This is a genomic window from Pseudomonas simiae (assembly GCF_000934565.1).
GTDB lineage: Bacteria > Pseudomonadota > Gammaproteobacteria > Pseudomonadales > Pseudomonadaceae > Aquipseudomonas > Aquipseudomonas simiae.
This window is the reverse complement of record NZ_CP010896.1, coordinates 690836-708863: the sequence shown is the minus strand read 5'-3', so window position 1 is coordinate 708863 and position 18028 is coordinate 690836. Positions and strand designations below refer to the sequence as shown.

Below are 18028 nucleotides of genomic sequence, written 5' to 3'. Positions count from 1 at the left end.
ACATTGATGAAAGTACTGATTGCCGGCCTGGCCCTGCTGATGCTCAGCGGCTGCGCCACCAATGGCCAATCACCCTGGGCAGCGTTGACCTCACCGGGCAGTTGCGCCAAGCCGAGTTCGGAGCAGGAACTGGCGCTCAACCTGTCCGATGATTTGGCCAACGAAGGCAAGTTGCACGCCAGCCTGGCCAACCTGCAAAGCCTGCCCGACGGCTTGCCCCAGGTGCGGCAACGCAAGGCCCGCACTTACCGCCTGCTCGGGCGCAGCGAAGCCGAACCGTTGTACCGCAGCCTGCTCGGCACCTGCATGACTGCCGAAGGCGAGCACGGCCTGGGGCAATTGGCGGCCGCCAAGGGCAACAACGCCCTGGCCATGACCCACCTGCAACGGGCGGCGCAGCTGGCGCCCACTGACGAAAAGATCCGCAATGACTTGGGCGTGGTGTACCTCAACCAATTGCGCTTGGAAGACGCGCGCTTTGAATTCATGACGGCCATCGAACTCAAGCAGGGCGACCCGTTGGCCGCCGTCAACCTGGTAACGCTGTTGATCTACCAAGACGACTGGGGGCAAGCGGCCAAGGTCGTCAGCCAGTTGGGTCTGAGCCGCGAGCAGTTCACCGATGCCCAGGCCCGCGCGGAAAAACTCAAGGGCGCTGGCGCGGCGGCGCGCAAAGTAGCGGCGGTCCGCGATGCCCTGCCTGTGAGTCTCAAGTAAGGAGTGATCGATGAAAGCACATTACCTGATCGGCCTGGCGCTATTACCGCTGGCCGCAATGGCCATCGAACCGGGCCCGTCGTCCCCGCAGCAGGCGGAAACGGAAAACTGGATGGCCCTGCAGATCAACGGGCCGGTGGCTTCGCCGACGCCGCAAAGGGCCACACCCGCGGAACGGGAGCAGTCCTTGCAGCGGTGGCTGGACAGTTACAAGCACCCGATTCCCGAGTTCTTTGAACAGGATGTCGGCGGGAAATCGCCGGGCGGAGGGAGTAATAACTAGTGCGCCGTCACCCGCTGACGCATCGCCGAGTTGCTCGGTGAAAGGGCCAGCGCCAGTTGGGTGCGGTTATGCATATGGGTCAGGCGCAACACCTGGGACACGTATAGTTTGACCGTGTTTTCGGTGATCCCCAGTTCGCAAGCGATCTGGTAATTGGTCTGGCCTTTGCCTACCAGGCGCGCTACGTCCAACTGGCGCGGTGAGAGTTGGTTGAAGATAGTCGGAATCTCCACAGACCCGGCGTCTTCGGCGACCAGCTCACCATCATCCGTCCCCCCCGCACCAGGGCTGCGGCGCACCTTGTCGAGATCCTGGTACAGGTCATTGATGGATTCCGAGAGGTATTGCAGCTTCTGGTTCAAGTGCCCCAGTTGCAGCTCTTTCTGCCGCTCTTCCAATGCCGCTTCCTGACGCTGGAGACCTTCAAGCAATTCGTCGAGGTTGATCGGCTTCTGGTAGTAATCCGAGATCCCCGTGCGCAGGGCCTTGATCACGTCCTGTTTGTCGGCCCGTCCGGTGAGCATGATCGCCTCAAACGCCCGAGCCTTACCGGCCACTTTTTGCATGGCTTGCACCAACTCGATGCCGTCCATGTCTGGCATATGCAGGTCGCACAACACCAGCCCGATTTCGGCGTCTTCGCTGAAGCGCTGCAACGCCTGCCGGCTGGAACCACACGGGACGCACCGGTAACCACTGCTTTCGAGAAATTCACAGAGCTCTTCCACAATCAAAGGTTGATCGTCGACGACGAGCACTTTTACCGCCGAGGTAAGCTTGTTCACGCGCTACTCCATGCCTGGCAAACCAAAAGATTGGCCTATCCTTTTGGCGAAGAATCCTACATATCTATGCAATAAACGTAGACCTACTTTCCGACTATGTACATAGCGATAGAAACCTTGTGCGATTAATGAATCCAAAGCCAATACAGCGCAAACCCGGTCAGTACAAAGGGGGCAAAAGGCTGCTTGGTTGACGCTGCAGTAAGCCCATTGTGCTGACGCGCCCTAAGCCGTTGACGGATAAGCACCCAGCCACCTTGGAACACCGCAGCACCAATCAAAGACCACAACAACGCATCCCACGTACTGGCCAGGGCCAGGGCGGCCAGCAGCTTCACGTCCCCGGCGCCAAAACGGCCCAGCGCATAGCCGGGCAAGGTCAGCAGCAGCGCCACGGCAAAGGCCCAGCCCCCCTCACTGGCGGGCGCTCCCAGCCAGGTAGCGCCGTTCCACACCAAGTAAGCCAACGCCAGCAGCGCCACCCCCAGGGTCAAGCCATTGGCGATTTGCCGTTGACGCATATCCTGCAATGCACAGAGCCCCAGCCAGACCAGTATCACCACGCCATGGATCACGTAAAAAACATCCCTTTTCGCTGATTGATTCTATGCTGATATCAAGTAGTAGCCGTCAGGGTAGACGCAGTCATGAAAACAGGCCTGCCTAGAAAGCAAAAAGGTGCGGCGGCGATTGAGTTCGCCCTGGTCTTCGGGATCTTTTTTGCGGTGTTCTATGGGTTGATCAGCTACAGCCTGCCGCTGCTGTTGATGCAGTCGTTCAACCAGGCTGCGGCGGAGGGAGTGCGCCAGGCCTTGTCCGTGGACCCGGTGGCCGCCGGCACCGCTTACTCCACCCAGGTGAAAGACCGCGCCAAAACCACGGTGCTCAACCAATTGAACTGGATCCCGTCCAGCTTTCAGTTCTCCTCCAGCTTCATTAGCACCACCTACGACGGCACCACGCTGACCGTGGAGATCACCTACCCCACCACCAACCTTTACTCTGTATTCCCGGCACTGGTGGTACCGGGCATAGGCCCCGTCCCAAATCTGCCGGCCAACTTGACCGCCCGTTCGAGTCTCAAGTTTTGACCTCTGGAGACAAGCTCTTCGGGCGACTGCTCGGCCGCACCAGCGCCCCGCACCTCGATACGCCCGGCGTGCCCATCCCCGGGCTGCACCTGCGCCTGGATCCTCAAGGACACGTGTTGAGCGTTGGCGGCACGCTGAGCCCGCAACTGACGCCCTACAGGGTGGGCGACCCGCGCCCGCTGCTGCGTGAACTGCTGTGCGCCAGCAGCGCCCTGAGCATTGAAGGCAGCCCGGCTGATTGGCAACACCAAAGCCTGGACCTGGACTTCCAGGGCGCTACCGGCCAAGTGCTGCACACACGTGGCTGGATCGAACCCGAGGAGGACGGCTGGTACCTGCGCCTGCAGGACGTTGGCGACTTGCTGGCCGGCAGGCAACTGGCCCAGCACCGCGAGCAGAACCATCAACTGGCCTGCCAGATGAGCGAGCAATTGCGGGTGTGCAGCCTGACCCGCCTGCCCGAGGTGCTCAACGAGCACCTGCGCAGCCTCGCCCAGCGCTGGCGAATCCCCTGTGTGGCCCTGGCCTTGCTCGATGCAGATGACCAGGGTTGGCGGGTCTACAACCAGTATGCGGCCCACGACGCCCCGGCCCTGTGGCAGGCCGGCCAGCACCTGGGCACCAGCCTGGACAGTGCCAGCGGCAACACGCCACTGAGCCTGGCCCAAGGGCGCGACGACAACCCGCGACTGCACAGCATTTTCGGCAACTCTGATGGGTTCCTGGTGCCCTACCGTGACAGCCAGGGTGTCGCCGCCTGGTTGCTCTGCGGCTTCTACAGTGGCCAACAACACACCAGCGAGCGGGACTGGCTGAACCTCACGGCCGCCCTCGCCGCCCCCCTGCTGAGCCGCTTGCGTGAACAACGCTACCACCAACAGCTCGAACGCACGGAAGCCCTGCAAGGTTTACTCGGCACCGGCTGGTGGGAACTGCTGCCAGCCACTCAGGAGATCCAGCTCGCCCCGCAATTGCTGCACAGCCTCAGCCTGGAAGACAGCCCGACCCGCCAGGCGTTGAGTCAGTGGCTGGCGCTGATCCACCCCGCCGATCGCCAGGCACTCACCAGCCGCCTGCACGACCTGCAAGCCCTGGGTAAACCGCTGCTGACCAGCGTACGCCTGCAACGCAGCGACGCCGAACAAAAGCCCCTCTGGTATCGCGTGCAAGGCCAAGTGCTGGGGGTCGGTGATAACCGCCGCTGGATCGGCTTCATGCTCGACATCAGCGACATCAAGAACCAGCAACTGCAAGCCGCCGCCGCCCATGCGCGCCTCGATAACCTCATCGCCAGTTCCCCCGCGGTGATCTATGTGCAGCGCTACGTCAGCGGCGCCCTGCACCCGGCGTTTTTCAGCGACAGTCTGTTGCCACTGCTGGGCTGGACCTTGGCCGACTGCAACCACGACAGCCTGGCATCGCTGATCCACCCGCAGGACCGTGAGCTGTACTTCGAGCGCAGTCGCCAGCTATTGCGCGAGGGTAGCGTGCGCAGTCGCTACCGCCTGCGCGACAAACAGGGCCATTACCACTGGCTGCTGGATGAAGCCAAGTTGCTGCGTGATGACCTTGGACTGCCGCTGGAAGCCGTCGGGCTCTGGCTGGATGTCACCGACGCAACCTTGGCCGCCGAGCACATCAAACAAAGCGAAGAGCGCTACCGCATCCTGGTCGAGGACTCCCCGGCGATGATCTGCCGCTACCGCCCGGACCTGACCCTGACGTTCGGCAACACACCGCTGGCCAACTACCTGGAATGCCCACCCGAGCAACTGCCAGGACTGAACCTGGGGGATTGGCTGTCGGACGAACAGCGCCAGGCCTTTGCGCACCGCATCGGCCAGTTGAGTCCTGAATTCCCGGTCAGCACCGCCGAAATCAGCCTGGAACTGCCCGGGCGCGAACATGCCTGGTGGGTGTGGTCGGACCGGGGCGTGTTCGACGAGCAGGGCGCGCTGGTGGAAGTACAAGCCGTGGGCCGCGACAACACCGAAGTGCGCCGCTCCCAACAGCAACTGACCCAAAGCGCCAAGATGGCCACCCTCGGCGAAATGGCCACGGGCCTCGCCCATGAGATCAACCAGCCCTTGAATGTGATGCGCATGGCTATCGTCAATGTGCTCAAACGCCTGAGCAACGGCGATGCGCAAATCGACTACCTCACCGAAAAACTCCAACGCATCGACACCCAGGTGCAGCGCGCAGCGCGCGTGGTCGACCATATGCGCGTGTTCGGCCGCCGCTCGGAAATCGAACAACAGCCCTTCGACCCGTCGCAGGCGGTGGAAGGCACCCTGTCGCTGCTCGGTGACGGCTTGCGCGGCAAAGGTGTGGACGTGCGCATCACGCCGGCGGATTTTACGGTGCAGGTCAAAGGTCACGTCGACCAGTTGGAGCAAGTGCTGATCAACCTGATGGTCAATGCCCGTGATGCGCTGTTGAGCAAGCGGCAAAAAGACCCTGAGTTCCGCCCCTGGATCGCGGTGCACTGCGAGCATGACAGCCGGCATGTGCGGATCTGGGTGGAGGACAACGGTGACGGCATAGACCCACGGTTACTGGAGCGGATTTTCGAACCGTTCTTCACCACCAAGCCGATTGGCGTGGGCACGGGGCTGGGGTTGTCGGTGAGCTACGGGATTGTGGAAAACATGGGCGGACGCTTGAGCGTCGCCAATGCAGAGCAAGGCGCGAGGTTTTGTGTGGAGTTGCCGATCAGCTAGATCACCAGGTAGGCGCGGCCCATGTGACAACTGAGGTTGGCGCCGACTTCGGCGTTGCCGAGGCTGATGCCCAACGCCGAGAGCAGTGTGTTGACGATGGGGTCGAGTATCGGCGCCAGGACGTTTTGGACAAGGCCGACCACCGAGCTGATGATGGTCGCCAGCGCATTGGTAACGGTGCCGTTCGCCGGGTTGGGTGTGCTGCCGCTTGGCGGTACGTAGGTGACCTGCAGACCGTTCAGGGTATTTCCCAGGCTGAACAGGATATCGGCAGTGCCGGGTGGGCTTTTGTAGATCGTTGCCGCGTTGATGTCATTTACCGGAGAAAACACCAACGTATTGGTTTGCGCGCCTACGGTGGACAACGCTCTCAGATTCAAGCCGCCGCCGACGCCGGCAGTACGCGGACCGCACACCAATGTCAGCAGGCAAAAGCGCTGGCCAAAATCAATCAGCCGCACCGGCTGCACATTGACCGCCGCAGACGATGAAAAGGCCGACACCGGCTCAACGTAACCAACGCCCAAGGTGGCGAGTGAAGTGGTGGCTCGCACCGTCAACGACTTAGTGGCCGGCGTGGCGCAATTGAAGTCTGTCACGTGGCTCTCTGCACTGGCCGCCTCGATATAGATGGATAAGGTCTGGTTGATATCCACGTCAGCGACATTACAGCCCACTAAGCACACGACACCGGCCACCACATCGAGAAGATTCAAGTTCAACAAACCACCGACCACCTTGGATACCGGCGTCGCCAGCCCGGTCAGAATCGATGTAACCCCAGACACTGCCTTGATGATCGGCGCGTCAATCTTGACCAACGTGCGTACCTGGGCAGTTCGCACAACAATCTGATCCGTCGGCGGATTATTCAAAAGCCCCGCCTTGGCCTTTGCCGGATTGCCAATCGCCGACAGTTGCGGTGGCTCGATGACTTTGGTCTGGATCGAGACGGTGCCTACCAGCGGAATATTCACCTGGGCTGCGGCACTGACCGCACTTTTGCTACTGGAGAGTTGCGCCACAGTCTCCAGCAACTGAAACAACTGCACACTGGTGTTCAAGGCCGCCGCCGGCGTTCCGGTAGCGACTTTCAGCAAGTCTCCAACCTTCAGAAGCTGGGTATTCGGCGCGATGGCCTTCACTGTAATCAAATCGTTGATGACCGCCGTGGCGACCGCGCCGTTTTTTTGCAGGACCTTCACGGCGGCGTCGAGCAACTGGCTGGCGGATACGGCGGTGCTCAGCAGCGCATCGTAGTCACCCGCCTTTACGTTCAATTCAATCGCCAACTGATCCAGATAGCTGAGCAGGTTCACGTTCGTCGTCAACAGCCCGTTCCAGCCCGCGGCCGTCAGCGACAGGCTACCGCCCAACAGATTGCCGATGACCATGTTCAAGAGTGGAGAGTTACCCGAGTTCACCGATGCCAGAGCGGTGCGGATCGTCAGCTGCGCCACAGGCGGTGCAGAAGCCGCCACCGCCGTTGCAGTCAGGACGGTTTGCGCCGCCACAGGCGCGCCGCCAAACAGGCTCCAGATTCCACTGGCGATACTCGCCATCACGGTGCGGGTCGCGACCACGCGCACGGCGTCGTTTTTGGTGGCGTCTGCGGTAAACACACGGATATTGCTGGCATTGCTGGCCAATGTGCCGCAGGTCACGGCCAGCCCACGGCTGCTGTCGCCGGCGACCACGGTGAAGCCGTTGCGGGCGGCGTTTTCCTTGGCATAGTCATTCGCGGTGGTGGTGGGCGTGCACAGGCCGCCACGGCTGGCGGCTTCGAGGGCCGAGGTGTCGGCGATAGATTGCAACTTGCGCTTTTCCAGGTAGAGGCGACCGCTGTCCACCGCCAGCAACATAAACACCAAGGCCACCGCCAGGATGCCCGCTGCCATCAGGCCAATCGCACCACGCTGACTGGAACCAAGTCGGGGAGACATCAGGCACTCCTTAGCGCTTACTCTCCTTAGTTAGTGTTGAGTGTAGACAAGGGCTGGCCAGTCGCCAGATGAATGACTGACAGAGATTTATTGGCTGACCTCGTTCCAATGTGGGCGCGGGCTTGCTCGCACCCACATTGAATCTGTGCCGGGTTTTAGCGGGGTGGGTAGCTGGAGAGGACGCGAGTGACGGTGCTGCGAATGGCCTTGTCACGATCCTGGGGATTGGGCGAGGCGGCCATTATCTGTTCGTCGCTGCCGCGCCACACCAACTTGCCATCCTTGCCGTCGAGCAGGTCGATCTGGAGGGTGGCGACTTTGTAGCTGATGTTGCGCGTTTCGTTGTACATCGGCGCGCCCCAATAGCCATTCCATGGGCCGCCCCAGGCGCCGCCGTAATTGGTGGTGACTTGTTGCTGGCGGTCTTCGACGATCAGGTAGGCCTGCACGTTCACGTCAGCCTTGCTACCCGGCGCCGCTGGGCGCAGGCCGCGCTGGTCGAGTTGTTCGCCCACCGCCTGGCGGATGCGCTGTTCGGTGAGGTCGCTCTTGATGCGTGGGTCATCCGGGCGGTATTGCAGGGCCGGGTCTTTCCAGGCCCAGCTGCGGTAGGCGCCGAAATCCCGGCTGGGGTCAAAATCGTGGTTGACCTGGCTGGTCTGGCAACCGCCCAGCAGCACTGCAACTGCAAGCGTAGCGATACGACGAAACATGATTGTTCTCCAAAGAGCGAGCCGCACTGAAGATGGGAGTAGCCGTTAACTGGGAGGATACGCTGTCATTGCCTTTTGCACCGCCTGGCGCAAAGCATCTCCCCGCTCACTGAGACTTCCCTGGCTGCCGGTTTCCGCGCTGGCACTCCACACCGGCTGGCCGGTGCGGGCATCGAACAGATTGACGCGAACCACCACGACCTGCACTTCATAGGTGCGCACGATCGGCACCGAGTTGTACATGCCGTACCCATTTCCATAGCGGTTGTAACCGCCGTAACCGTAGCCGTAGTCATCCTGGACCTGCTTGAGGCGCTTCTCCAGGCGCACATCGGCACTGACAAAGAGGTCTGCCGGACGATTATCGTGCAACGGGCGCAGCCCCCGTTGGTCAAGGGCACCGCTGACCGCTTCGGCAATCTGCGCCGAGTCGGCCCAGGCCGTGCCCGCCGGCAGCTGGCCGTTGCGCCAGGCCCAATTACGGTAGGCGCCATAGTCGCGCACGGGCGCCGGGTAGGCGCTGGCATCAAAGGTGGTGGCAGCCTGGGGCGGCGCCGGAGGAATCGGCGCCGAAGCGGCAACGTAGGGGTTTGGGCTGGAACACGCGCCCAGACCAAGACACAACAGGATCAAACAGAGACGACGCATTTCGACCTCCGCAGACTGGGCCGCTTAAACCGGACGGCAGATCCAGTGTAAATAACGCCCAAGTCCGGCAAAGCTTGGGTGACGACGGTGAGCGAGTTCCATCTCCAAAAGGTCCTGCAAATCGGCGCGGGCCTGGAACTCCACTGGCATATAGTCGTGGAACACCCGCACGCCACTTTGGCTTTCGACCTGCCAAAGGCCTTCGAGTTGCGCCGCCAGCTCACGTGGATCGAGAGGTTGTTGCGGCGTAAGGCTCTGTTTTTCGCCGGCCATGTCGTTCTTACGCATTTTGCGGAAATGGCCTTTGAGCAGGTTGCGGTAAATCAGCGCATCGCGGTTGTAGAACGCCAGCGACAGCCAGCCGCCCGGCACCGTGAGCTGGTGCAGCACCGGCAGGATCGCATGGGGTTCGGCCAGCCATTCCAGCACCGCGTGGCACAGCACCAAGTCATAGGGCTCGGTGAGTTGGCCAAGCAGGTCTTGCCAGGGCGCATGAATAAAGGTGGCGGTCTGCCCTGCGTCGGCGAAGCGTTGGCGGGCGCCTTCGAGCATCGGCTCGGCAGGCTCGGCCAGCGTGACCTCATGGCCTTGTTCGGCTAGCCACAGCGACATATGGCCCAGGCCTGCGCCGATATCCAGCACGCGCAAGGGGCGTTTGGGCAGCGCTTCGGTCAGGTCGGCCTGGAGCACCGCGAGGCGAATCGCGCCTTTGGCACCGCCGTAGATTTTCTCGGCGAAACGCGTGGCGAGTTGGTCGAAATGACGATCACTCATGGGCAAACCGCCGTTCGCTGTCGGCCAACTTGGCGCGCACCACTTCGTTCATGTCCAGGCCCAGCTCGCTGCACAGCAACAGCAGGTACAGCACGATATCGCCGACTTCCTGCCCGGCATGGGCGAGTTTGTCGGCCGGCAATTGACGCGACTGGTCTTCGGTCAGCCATTGGAAGATTTCCACCAGTTCGGCCATTTCCACGCTGGCGGCCATGGCCAGGTTTTTCGGGCTGTGGAATTGTTTCCAATTATTTGTATCGCGAATGCGGTGCAGGCGTTCGGTGAGGTGTTCGAGGTTCATGCGGGGGCTCCTGAAGGTGGGTAGCTTCGGGGGGATTGGCGGTTAAGGCAAGTGAATCTCTGGTGTGCTTGAGGACGCCTTCGCAGGCAAGCCCGCTCCCACATTGGAATGGGTTTGCAAATCAAAAGGTAGGCTTGCCTGCGCTAAGGCTCTAGTCGATGACGCTGAATTCCAGGCGGGCGGTCTGGCCGGCTTCGTCGAGGACGCTGAGTTGGTAGCGGCCCAGGTGTTCGAAGCTGGCGTTGATAAAGTCCTGGTTGGCGCTGTCGCCCAGTGGCGCGCCGTTGAGGAACCACCAGCGCCGCCCGCTCCCTCCCAAGGCGGAGATTTTCAGGCGCAGGGCCTGTTGGCTGGCGGCGGGCAGGCGCAGTTGGTCGCCTTCGCGCACGCCGACAATCGACAGCGGTGACGACGCGGCCAACGCCGGTGGCGGGCAATCGGGGTCGGCGGCCGGGATGCGTGCTTCGCGGCGCTCGACCCGTGGCAGCCAGGGTTCCAGGGGCGCGGGCCACAGGGCGATGTTTTTCAGCTCGGCGCCAGGGCAATGGGCGTCGACCCGCAAGCCCTTGGCATTGACCCAAACGCTTTCCATCAACCCCACGCTCAACGGCTGGTCCAGTGCCTGCAACGTCGGCGGCGTGGTGTTATCCAGGGTCCAGGCAAAACGCTGGCGGCGGCAATTGGGATCGCTGCGGCTCATGGGCTGGCCCAGCGGCCAACAGATCGCCGCCACGCCGACATTGGCCGGCACCGGCTTGACGGGGGCGCTGATGCCGCGCTGACTGTCACGGTTGGTCAGCACGTCGTGCACTTGCAACATCAACGGCGCTGCCGAGGCCAGGCCGAACTGGCCCGGCACTGGCGTGCCGTCAGGGCGGCCGATCCACACACCGATCAAATAGCGCGGGCCCACGCCGATTGCCCAGGCATCGCGAAAACCATAGCTGGTGCCGGTTTTCCAGGCCAGTACAGGGCGCTGCACCAGCTCGGCACGCGGGTCGCGGTCGGGCCGCGCCTGGCCGCTGAGGATGCGCCGCACGATCCAGGCGGACCCTGGCGACAGTAAGGGCCGTTCCCTCAGCGTATCGTCCGGCTGTAATCGGAGGGTCGCGCTCTTGCCGTCCCGGGCGAAGGCGCTGTAGCCACTCACCAGGTCTTCGAGACGACTGCCTGCACCGCCCAGAATCAGCGCCAGGTTCGGTTCGGCCAACGCCGGCAGCGCCAGAGGCACGCCGCCGATGCGCATTTCGGCGGCAAAGCGCTTGGGCCCATAGGCTTCCAGCAACTGCACCGCCGGCAGGTTGAGCGAACTGGACAGCGCCGTACTCGCCGGTACCGCGCCGGTAAAGCCCATGGAGAAGTTGCCCGGCCGGTAATCGCCATAACGCCGGGGCACGTCCTGCAACAAGGATTCGGAGTGGATCAACCCATCATCCAGGGCCATGCCGTAGAGGAACGGCTTCAGGGTGGATCCCGGCGAACGCAAGGCGCTGATCATGTCTACATGGCCGAAGCGCTTGGCATCGTTGATATCCACCGACCCCAGGTAGGCGCGCACGGCCATGCTTTCCTCTTCCACCACCAGGATGGCGGCGGAAGTATGTTCCGGCAGACGCGCGCGCCACCCCAGCAGCAAGTCTTCAAGACGGCGTTGCAACGTGGCATCCAGGGTGGTGCGGATCAGCGGCGGGCTGTCGGGGCGATTCAGGCGGCGCGCGAGCAACGGCGCCAGGCTCGGTTCCAGGCGTGGGGCGAGCAACAACGGTTCTTCCAGGGCTTCATCGACGGCCGACTGTGGCCACACCTGGAACTCCGCGAGGCGCCGCAGCACCTTGTCGCGGGCTTCCTGGGCGCGCTGGGGATGGCGATCCGGGCGTAAGCGACTGGGCGCCTGGGGCAGTACGGCCAGCAAGGCCGCTTCGGCGTGAGTCAGTTGCGAAGGGGATTTGCCCAGGTATGCCCAACTGGCCGCCGCCACGCCCTGCAACGTGCCGCCAAACGGCGCGCGGTTCAGGTAGAGGTTAAGGATTTCTGCCTTGGACAGGTGCCATTCCAGCTGCGCCGTGCGCCACAGCTGACGCAACTTGCCATGGAAGGTGCGCGAATGCGGATCCAGTAACCGCGCCACCTGCATCGACAAGGTGCTGCCCCCCGACACCACGCGCGCGCCGGTAAGGTTCTGCCAGGTCGCCCGCGCCAGCGCCAGCGGGTTCACGCCAGGGTGCTGGTAGAACCAACGGTCTTCATAGGTGAGCAATGCGTCCAGGTAATACGGTGACACTTCGTGGGTCTGTACCGGGTAGCGCCACACGCCATTGGCATCGGCAAAACGCCACAACGGCGTGCCATCCTCGGCCAGCACCACTCGCGCCAGGTCATCCTGAGGCAACGGCAACGGCCAAACCCGATCCGCCCCCCACAACACCACCACCACCAACACCACTGCCCCCAAAGCCCAGCGCAGTAAATGTGGGAGCGGGCTTGCTCGCGAATGCGGTGGGTCAGTGAGAGCATTCGTCACTGATACACCGCATTCGCGAGCAAGCCCGCTCCCACATTGGTACGCGTACACCCGCAAATGACACAACTTAATCGCAAACTCAAACGGGCAAACCTCTATGCTGATAGGGAACTAGCCTGTTGCAATAACAACCAAAGGCACAGACACGCCCACCTTCTCATCAGGACACACATATGCAGGTAGAAAGCTTTTTCGAATGGTTGGGCCAGGCGCTCGGTTCCATCATCCGTTTTATCGTCGACGGGCTCAGCGGCCTGTTCGGTGCGCTGACCAATGCGGGTGGCAACTTCATCGATGGCCTGTCTCGCACGTTGGGCATGGACACCTCGATCATCAGCATCATCACCCTGATCATCGGCCTGATGCTGCTGTACTCGGCAGTGCGCGCCTTCATGCGGGCGTCGATCATCATGGGCATCATCTGGCTACTGCTCGGCCTGTGGCTCCTGAGCTGGGTCGTCCACTAACCCCAGAGTATCCCCAAACTACTGTGGGAGCGGCGGTGCGAGCAAGTCGAATCGTCGCACCGCCGCTCCCACATTTAGACTCCATCTCACATTGAAATATCAGCGCCCCTTGATCACCAGGTCCGCCGGCGTCTCACCCACCGCCTGCCAGTTCGGCCGGTACATCGACTCCACTTGCGGCGGTGGCACGCGGTAGGTGCCCGGCGTCACGGCACGCGCCAGGTACAGCAAGTGCGTCGTGCCGGAGCCTTCCAGGTTGATCGCCGCTACGTAGCGGTCATCGCGGAACTCCTGATGCTTGAGCGATGCGTTCTGCATCGACTCACGCCACTCCTTCACCTGACTGCTGGCGTTTTCCAGGCTGGCGGCGCTTTGGGCCAGGTTCTGGTTCTCCAGCTCCAGGCCGGCCGGCAACAGGTCCACCACCAACGCGTCCGGCACCCGCTGCTTGGCACTGACCGCCAAATGCACCAACACCAGATCGCCGCTGTTGAGGCTGCGCAGGTTCAACGGCTGGCCGTTCATGCCCAGGTATTCGCGGCGAATGCTCAGGTTGTCGCCGCCCGGTGCAGGCGGTACTTGTGGGTAACCCGAAATGGTCAGTTGCTGATACACCGGCGTCTCGCCCTGATTGCTCAAGGTCAAATCACTGGACAGCAGCTTGCCTTCCAACTCCAGCGTCGGCTGTTGATTGCTCAGTTCCTGCGCACCACCACTGCCCGTCAATGACACCTGCCAGTTCGAGTCCGGCTTGGCAAACCCGAGACGCCCGGCCAGGAACAGCGAATTGCGCTCCTGGGTCGACAGGTACGGGCTGGCCGCCAATTGATCCGACAGCGTAAACAAACGCTCCTCTCGCTTGCCCTTGGCCAAGTCGTTCTCTTCCAGCAACGCCAGGATCATCGCCTGGTCGCGCAACGGGCTACCGTAATCGGCCAGCCATTCATTGGCATTGCGCTGTGCCGCCAGGCCGGCGAGCAAGGCTTGGTCCGCACGCGGCTGGTCGCCCATCTTCTGCAACGCGATGGCCAACTGCACCAGCGGCAGGCCAGAGCGCGCATCGCTGCGACGTTCGAAAATGCTGCGCAATGCGCCCAACGGCGCCTGCTGACTACGCGCCAAGACCATACCGGCGTAGGCCTGCACGGCAAAGCGGGTGTGGTCGGCGTTGTCGCTGTAGTCGACGTCAATCAGGTTACGTTCCTGGACGTAGCGCAGCAGGCGCTCACTGGCCTTTTTCAAGGCTTCAGGCGGCACCGCAAAACCCTGGTCGCGAGCGCGCAGCAGGAAGTCGGTGACGTAAGCCGTCAGCCAGTATTCTTCTTCACCGTCCGCGCCCCACAACCCGAAGCTGCCGTTGTAGCGCTGCATGCCCAGCAGGCGCTCGATACCCAGCTCGATCTTGCGTTTACGTTCACTGTCCGACTCGCCCTTGATCGACAGGCGCTTGAGCAACGCATCGTCGGCATACAGCGACGGATATAGACCGCTCGCAGTCTGCTCCAGGCAACCGTAAGGGTAGGCCTTGAGTGCACTGATTTGCGCACCGAGGTTCAGCGGCGGCCGGCTCGACAGGCTCAGCAGCGCCTGTCGCCCCGAGGCGTCGAACTGATCCAGCGTCCCCGCCGGCAAGCTCCACGGTTGATCCTTCAGCACCGCACGATAGTGCTTGAGCAGCGCCGGATAGGCCGGACGCACACCCAGGGTCCATTCGCGCGTGAACGGCGGCAGGTTCTCTCCCGGCAGATCCAGGCCATTCACTGTCACCTTGACCTTGCCCTGTCCCAACCCGCCCCAGGCTTTCACCGGGATCCGCAGGGTGGTGCGCTGGCCTTGTTTGAGTTCGACGCTTTGCACGCCGCTGTTGACCAACTCCAACTGCCCATCGGCGCTCAGCTGTACATCGAGTTTCTGCGGTTTGCCTGACAGGTTGGACAGGTCCAACGCCAACGTGGTCTGGTCGCCCCCCGCCATGAAGCGCGGCGCCGACAGCTCGGCAATCAGCGGTGCGGCAATCACCGTCTTGGCTTCGGCCATGCCGTAGCGATCGTCGCTCCAGGCCTGGGCCATCAGGCGCAGTTCACCGTTGAAGTCGGGGATGTTGACGCTGACTTCACCCTCGCCTTGCTCATTCAAGGTTACCGGCGCGCTTTGCAGGGCGACGATGGTCACACTGGTGTCCGGGCGCTTGCCGCCCTTGGCCAGCGCCGCGTCACCACCAAATGCCAGGCTGGCCAGACGGCCCTGGCCGGCTTCGATCAACTGGCCGTAGATGTCGAACTGGTCCACGCCGTAGGCCTTGCGGCCGAACAGGCTGGAATACGGATCCGGCGTCGGGTATTCGGTAATGTTGAGGATGCCCACGTCCACTGCCGCCACCAGCACGTGCACCTGTTTCGGCACGCTGCCGTCGGCATTTTTAGCCGCGATCTTCACCGTCAGCGGTTGTTTGGGGCGCATTTTTTCCGGCGCAGTGAGGGTCACGCCCAGTTTGCGCTGGGTGCGATCCAGCGGCAGGTGCAGCAGGCCCACGGCGCGTTTGGGGGTGATGTTGGCCTTGCGCTCACCTGGACGAATCACCAGGGCGCTGACATACAAATCATGCCGCGACCATTTCGGATCGAGTTTCACAGCGAAGCTCTTGCCCTCGGCCGGCACATCGATTTCCTGCCACCACAGCGGGCCTTCCGCAGACTCCACCAGCAGGTAGCCCTTACCGGCCGCCGGCGGTGTGACGGTCACGTTGGCCGTATCGCCATCGCCGTAGGCTGGTTTATCCAGAGCGAGCTTGACCTGATCAGGGCGCACGGCGCCGCCTTCGGTGTTGTCCTGAGCCTGGTAACCCGCCCAGAAGCGCAGGCTGCTGACCAGCCCGGTCTGCGGATCTTCCACTTCGACGCGGTACGGGCCCCACTCCACCTGGAAACTGACCTTGGCGGTGTCGCCGGCCTTGATGTTCAGGGTCTGTTCGTCGAGGTTGAGGAATTTCTCGTTGAAGTGATAGCTCCAGCCATCGTTCTCGGAGTAGTTCCAGTAGTAGTCACGGCGCTCGCGCACCAGGCGCACCTTGAGGTTTTGCGCGGCGAGTTTCTGCCCGTCCTGGTTGGCCAGCAGTACTTCGAATTCCGCCGGGCCATCGCCATTGGTTTCCTTGCCGTCAAACAACCCGCGCAGGCCCGGAAGCTGCTCGGCGGGCCAGATCGGCTGCACCAGACGCCGCGTGATCGGTCGCCCGCCGGACTCCTGCAGGCTGGCTTGCACGATCAGTTGCAACGGCGACTTGGCCTCGGCCCACTTGCTTTCCAGGGTCAGCGTTTCCTGGCCCTTGGCGTCGAGCACGCTTTCTTCCAGTTCGAAATCCTGGCTCAGCTCTTCTTCGGTCACGGAGCCGAACTGATAGCCCGGCAGCGACTTGACCGCTTCGCGCAACGGTCGCACATAGAATTGGCCGCTGACGCGATTGCCCGAGGCGGGCGCGCCATACAGGTAACGCCCGTTGACCTGGATCACCGCGTCATCCGCCGGGCTCAACGCGGTGTCGCTACCCTTGAGTTCCAGCGCCAGGCGCTCGGGCAGGAAGTCTTCGACGAGGAACTCATAGAGCTGTGGCTTGCCATCGCCCAGGTCGAACACCAACTGCCAACGCCCGGTCGGTGCTTCGCCGGCCAGTTGCAGTTGATATTGATAGAGGCCGGAGGCGTCGGCGTCCCAGACGAATTTACGGCTGACCTGCTCATCCGGGCGACGCACTTCGACGCTCACCGGCTGCGGTTTGACCGCGTTGCCGTCCTTGTCGCGCAGCAAGGCGTTGAGCAGCACGGTTTCGCCAGGGCGATACAGGTCACGCGGACCGAACACAAAGAACTGCAAAGGGTGGGAGGGTTGGCCGCCAATGTCGAACTCGGCCAAGTCCAGTGCCGCGCTGTCGAGGCGCAACATACTGGTCTGTTCCCCCTGCTTGGCCAGCAGCACCTGGGCCTTTTTCGGCAATGGCAATTCGGCGTGGCCGCCCTTCTCGGTCTTGCCCTGGCCCAGCACGCGACCTTCGGCGTCGAGCACTTCAAGGTCGACGCCATCCAGCGCCTTGCCACCTTCCAGCGCCTGGGTAAACACATCCAGGCGGTTGGCGTAGCGGTGCACCGACAGGCCGATATCACTCAGGGTAAACAGCGTGGCCGGCTGCGAATAGTTGTAGGTGCCCGAGGCACGCATCACCGCGAGGTAAACGCCCGGTTGCTGCAATGGCTTGAGGCCGGCGATCGGCAGCAGCAGGGTCTCGCGGGTGTTGCGCGCCGGGTTCAAGTCGAAACGTCCGCCGTAGACCAGGTCGGCCAGGGGCAGCAGTTCGCGGGATTCATAACTTTGCAGGCTGGTGTTGCGGCCCCACTGCGCGAGGAATGTGGGCAGGGATTCGGGTTTGATGCGGAAGAATTCGACGTCGATCTTGTCGACGTTCAGCGCGATCACCGGCAGCCCTTCAGCCAGGCGGGTTGGCAGCAAGGTGCCACGGCTGGCGAAGCCGACAGTGGCTTGCAGGTCGCGGGTTTCCAGGCGGGCGGTGTACTCGGCGGCAAGCTTGTTGTCGTTGACGGCCTTCACACCAGCGTCGACGGTCAGCACCAGTTTGCGCTGCGGTTCGAGGTGGCGCAGGCGCAACTCCATCAGGTTGTCGGAGATCTCCCAGGCACCATCGACCTTGCCGGACTTGCTGTCCACCAGGTGAAGCTTGTCAGCAAATTTCTGATCGGGGTCCAACGGAATGGAAAAACTCACGGAAAGCGTGCTGGCACCGTCGAGTTGTACTTCGGACACGTCCACCACACTCAACTCACGTCCGGCGTAACGTTGCTTCAGCGCCGCCACATCCACCGCGGCCTTGGCCGGTTTGGGCGCCACTGTCGCCGCTGCGGGAGCGGTCGGGGCCGCCGGTTTATCGGAGGAATCGCAGGCGCTCAGCAGGGCCAGCGCGCAAGCAAGGAACAGTCCTTTGTTAAGCATGGGGCACTCGTTGTGAGGGGGTCCGAGAGGTGAACTATATATCAGCCCGCGGGGGGTCGATGTG

The 18028-nt window shown here is 62.5% G+C and carries 14 protein-coding genes; 5 read left to right on the top strand and 9 right to left on the bottom strand.

Annotated features, from left to right (window positions below; translation table 11 throughout):
* Positions 1–6: 6 nt before the first annotated feature.
* Positions 7–717 carry a tetratricopeptide repeat protein gene (locus PF1751_RS03060; RefSeq protein WP_042570897.1) on the top strand — a complete coding sequence of 237 codons (711 nt, stop codon included), beginning with the start codon at positions 7–9 and terminating at the stop codon, positions 715–717.
* Positions 718–727: 10 nt separating this feature from the next.
* Positions 728–1000: a DUF3613 domain-containing protein gene (locus PF1751_RS03055; RefSeq protein WP_042570896.1), complete on the top strand. Its 273-nt coding sequence runs from the start codon at positions 728–730 to the stop codon at positions 998–1000.
* Here PF1751_RS03055 and PF1751_RS03050 read toward each other — a convergent pair.
* Together PF1751_RS03050 and PF1751_RS03045 are read right to left on the bottom strand one after the other, a co-directional pair.
* Positions 997–1785: a response regulator transcription factor gene (locus tag PF1751_RS03050; RefSeq protein WP_010213453.1), complete on the bottom strand. Its 789-nt coding sequence runs from the start codon at positions 1783–1785 to the stop codon at positions 997–999. The genes PF1751_RS03055 and PF1751_RS03050 overlap by 4 nt on opposite strands.
* Positions 1786–1910: 125 nt before the next feature.
* Positions 1911–2360: a prepilin peptidase gene (locus PF1751_RS03045; protein WP_010213455.1), complete on the bottom strand. Its 450-nt coding sequence runs from the start codon at positions 2358–2360 to the stop codon at positions 1911–1913.
* Positions 2361–2432: 72 nt separating this feature from the next.
* Here PF1751_RS03045 and PF1751_RS03040 point away from each other — a divergent pair, with 72 nt between their 5' ends.
* Together PF1751_RS03040 and PF1751_RS03035 are read left to right on the top strand one after the other, a co-directional pair.
* The gene (locus PF1751_RS03040) at positions 2433–2876 is read left to right on the top strand and encodes a TadE/TadG family type IV pilus assembly protein (protein WP_044286579.1); all 444 of its coding nucleotides are present in this window, start codon (positions 2433–2435) and stop codon (positions 2874–2876) included.
* The gene (locus tag PF1751_RS03035; RefSeq protein ID WP_021493206.1) at positions 2873–5599 is read left to right on the top strand and encodes a PAS domain-containing sensor histidine kinase; all 2727 of its coding nucleotides are present in this window, start codon (positions 2873–2875) and stop codon (positions 5597–5599) included. Before PF1751_RS03040 ends, PF1751_RS03035 begins: the two co-directional genes overlap by 4 nt.
* Here PF1751_RS03035 and PF1751_RS03030 read toward each other — a convergent pair.
* From PF1751_RS03030 to pbpC, 6 genes are all read right to left on the bottom strand, one after another.
* The gene (locus PF1751_RS03030; RefSeq protein ID WP_044286578.1) at positions 5596–7542 is read right to left on the bottom strand and encodes a pilus assembly protein TadG-related protein; all 1947 of its coding nucleotides are present in this window, start codon (positions 7540–7542) and stop codon (positions 5596–5598) included. The genes PF1751_RS03035 and PF1751_RS03030 overlap by 4 nt on opposite strands.
* Positions 7543–7697: 155 nt before the next feature.
* A complete protein-coding gene (locus tag PF1751_RS03025) occupies positions 7698–8255 on the bottom strand; it encodes a DUF4136 domain-containing protein (protein WP_010213466.1) in 558 nt (185 codons plus the stop codon).
* Between the two features lie 45 nt (positions 8256–8300).
* Complete coding sequence (locus PF1751_RS03020; RefSeq protein ID WP_010213468.1) at positions 8301–8903, bottom strand: DUF4136 domain-containing protein; 603 nt, start codon at positions 8901–8903, stop codon at positions 8301–8303.
* A gap of 24 nt (positions 8904–8927) precedes the next feature.
* Positions 8928–9677: a methyltransferase gene (locus PF1751_RS03015; RefSeq protein ID WP_010213471.1), complete on the bottom strand. Its 750-nt coding sequence runs from the start codon at positions 9675–9677 to the stop codon at positions 8928–8930.
* On the bottom strand, positions 9670–9978 hold the full coding sequence (locus tag PF1751_RS03010; protein WP_010213473.1) for a MazG-like family protein: 309 nt from the start codon (positions 9976–9978) through the stop codon (positions 9670–9672). The genes PF1751_RS03015 and PF1751_RS03010 overlap by 8 nt, the downstream gene beginning before the upstream one ends.
* Positions 9979–10129: 151 nt before the next feature.
* Positions 10130–12442, bottom strand: a complete 2313-nt coding sequence (gene pbpC, locus PF1751_RS03005; RefSeq protein WP_032883097.1) for a peptidoglycan glycosyltransferase PbpC — start codon at positions 12440–12442, stop codon at positions 10130–10132.
* A gap of 230 nt (positions 12443–12672) precedes the next feature.
* Here pbpC and PF1751_RS03000 point away from each other — a divergent pair, with 230 nt between their 5' ends.
* Positions 12673–12966, top strand: coding sequence for a hypothetical protein (locus PF1751_RS03000; RefSeq protein WP_010213476.1), 294 nt, complete (start codon positions 12673–12675; stop codon positions 12964–12966).
* Between the two features lie 99 nt (positions 12967–13065).
* On the opposite strand, the gene PF1751_RS02995 is transcribed toward PF1751_RS03000, so the two are convergent.
* Positions 13066–17964: an alpha-2-macroglobulin family protein gene (locus PF1751_RS02995; protein ID WP_021493209.1), complete on the bottom strand. Its 4899-nt coding sequence runs from the start codon at positions 17962–17964 to the stop codon at positions 13066–13068.
* Positions 17965–18028: the final 64 nt, after the last annotated feature.

Bases quoted from the DNA above. Each gene is read 5' to 3' on its own strand.
- PF1751_RS03060 (WP_042570897.1), top strand. From the start codon at position 7: ATGAAAGTACTGATTGCCGGCCTGGCCCTGCTGATGCTCAGCGGCTGC.
- PF1751_RS03055 (WP_042570896.1), top strand. From the start codon at position 728: ATGAAAGCACATTACCTGATCGGCCTGGCGCTATTACCGCTGGCCGCA.
- PF1751_RS03040 (WP_044286579.1), top strand. From the start codon at position 2,433: ATGAAAACAGGCCTGCCTAGAAAGCAAAAAGGTGCGGCGGCGATTGAG.
- PF1751_RS03030 (WP_044286578.1), bottom strand. From the start codon at position 7,542: ATGTCTCCCCGACTTGGTTCCAGTCAGCGTGGTGCGATTGGCCTGATG.
- PF1751_RS03025 (WP_010213466.1), bottom strand. From the start codon at position 8,255: ATGTTTCGTCGTATCGCTACGCTTGCAGTTGCAGTGCTGCTGGGCGGT.
- PF1751_RS03020 (WP_010213468.1), bottom strand. From the start codon at position 8,903: ATGCGTCGTCTCTGTTTGATCCTGTTGTGTCTTGGTCTGGGCGCGTGT.
- PF1751_RS03015 (WP_010213471.1), bottom strand. From the start codon at position 9,677: ATGAGTGATCGTCATTTCGACCAACTCGCCACGCGTTTCGCCGAGAAA.
- PF1751_RS03010 (WP_010213473.1), bottom strand. From the start codon at position 9,978: ATGAACCTCGAACACCTCACCGAACGCCTGCACCGCATTCGCGATACA.
- PF1751_RS03000 (WP_010213476.1), top strand. From the start codon at position 12,673: ATGCAGGTAGAAAGCTTTTTCGAATGGTTGGGCCAGGCGCTCGGTTCC.
- PF1751_RS02995 (WP_021493209.1), bottom strand. From the start codon at position 17,964: ATGCTTAACAAAGGACTGTTCCTTGCTTGCGCGCTGGCCCTGCTGAGC.